The organism is Arsenophonus nasoniae DSM 15247 (assembly GCF_000429565.1).
Taxonomy (GTDB): domain Bacteria; phylum Pseudomonadota; class Gammaproteobacteria; order Enterobacterales; family Enterobacteriaceae; genus Arsenophonus; species Arsenophonus nasoniae.
This window is the reverse complement of record NZ_AUCC01000202.1, coordinates 1-1,774: the sequence shown is the minus strand read 5'-3', so window position 1 is coordinate 1,774 and position 1,774 is coordinate 1. Positions and strand designations below refer to the sequence as shown.

Sequence of the window (1,774 nt, the reverse complement as noted above, 5' to 3'; positions counted from 1 at the left end):
TATTCATCTAAAATAAATTGTCTTTCTTCTCTGGTAGGTTCAGTAAATTTAACCGTTATCATTATTTCTTCTCCATAATAAAAAAACCCCGATTAACGGGGTTCAATTCATGACATTTAATTTTTATACGTTCTAGTTATTCAGGTTTCCATGTGCCTTTTATCCAAGCCTGAACTTCGGATAATCGGTATAATCTGGTTTGTAGTCCTATATTTATTTTTAAAGGAAATCTGCCCCTTTTTTCTAAATAATATCTATGATTTCTACCTAGCGAAGTTAACCATTCACATTCTTCTTCTTTAATTAATCGGTCAATTTCATCCATATTTTCTATCTCAGCACGAGTTAATATTAGTATCATAAAACCATCTTCTTTTTATAATGCGTTTAAATAATCTACCCACCAAACAAGCGCTTCTCTTTTCCTATTCATATATTTACTTCGATTGTATATTCCCGCTACACCAGTTAATGTGTGACCAAGTAATTGTTCAATAACATTATGTTCAAATCCGTTATCACTAAGATTTGTAGCGATTACTCTTCGCATATCATGTGGAGTCCATTTTTCTAAATGATTAAGCCTTTTCCATATTTTTATCATGCTGATACTGGCTGCACTCTGACGCATGTTAAAACCAATTACCCTCTCTCTATTACAAGTTGCTTTGTTTAATAGTGATAGCCATTGTTTAAAATTATAGGGAATGGGTCTAATAATTTCTCTACCATTTTTACTATGATGAGGGGGGACTCGCCATATATCATTTTCTAAGTCCCATTCATCCCATGTTGATAATATTATTTCAGAAAGACGACAACCAAAGACAATAAGAAATTTTAAAATAATTCTATTTTCATATGAGATAATATGATTATCATATTCTTTATTCACATAATGCCACAGCGCTTTTAATTCATCCTTTGTTAACACTCTCTCTCTTTTATTTGATTTTTTTCCTACATCACTTACATCTAAATCGTCAATTTCATGGCTGATTGCATATTTTCTAACCCTACAAAATTTTAAAGCCTGTTTTGTTGTTTTTAACATTGCGCCTGCTTGTACCGGAGCAACTTTTTTTATTCTATCGAAACAGTTAACCCACATAGACAACGAACAATCATTCAATGGAATATCTCCAATATCGGAATAAATATGTTTCATGAAACAACTTTGAATATATTTTGCGCCTTTTCTTTTATCTTGAGCATAATTATTAATCCAGTATTCTAAGCTATCTTTGACTGTAACAGGTTTCAGTAAATCATCTTTGGTTATTTTGATTTGTATTCTCGGATCTTTACCCCCAGCTAACCATATTCGACAATTATCTCTCTGCTCCCTTGCGGCTTTTAAACTTAAATCTGGGTACTTGCCTAATGTTAACCATATAGGCGCGCTCTTTCTCCCGTAAAGGCGAAAGAAAAAAACAAAACTTATCGTACCTGTTTTACTTATTCTTATAGCTAACCCATTACCATCAGCAATAGTTTGTTGTTTTTCGCTTAATTTACCATGTAAGGATCTTAACTTTTTATCACTGAGCTTGTTGACTGCCATGTAGCGCCCTTTTTTCAATTTGCAATACACATTGCAATACACAGAGTTGTGTAAAAACCAGAAAACACGAAAAAACACGAGAACAATAAAAAATGAATAATCTATTTTATATCAGTATCTTACAAACAACACGAGGACGGCTAATCCATTATAATTAGCAGATATTACATTCTTTGTTATAAAATTCGTCCTAGCTGAAACCTGCTCCTG

The 1,774-nt window shown here is 32.4% G+C and carries 2 protein-coding genes; both read right to left on the bottom strand.

What is annotated here, in order from left to right:
• Positions 1-136 precede the first annotated feature (136 nt).
• Positions 137-361 (bottom strand): helix-turn-helix transcriptional regulator, encoded by a 225-nt coding sequence (locus G468_RS0117435; protein WP_026824086.1) that lies wholly within the window; start codon positions 359-361, stop codon positions 137-139.
• A 15-nt stretch (positions 362-376) separates the two neighbouring features.
• Positions 377-1,564, bottom strand: a complete 1,188-nt coding sequence (locus tag G468_RS21830; RefSeq protein WP_034250440.1) for a tyrosine-type recombinase/integrase — start codon at positions 1,562-1,564, stop codon at positions 377-379.
• Positions 1,565-1,774: the final 210 nt, after the last annotated feature.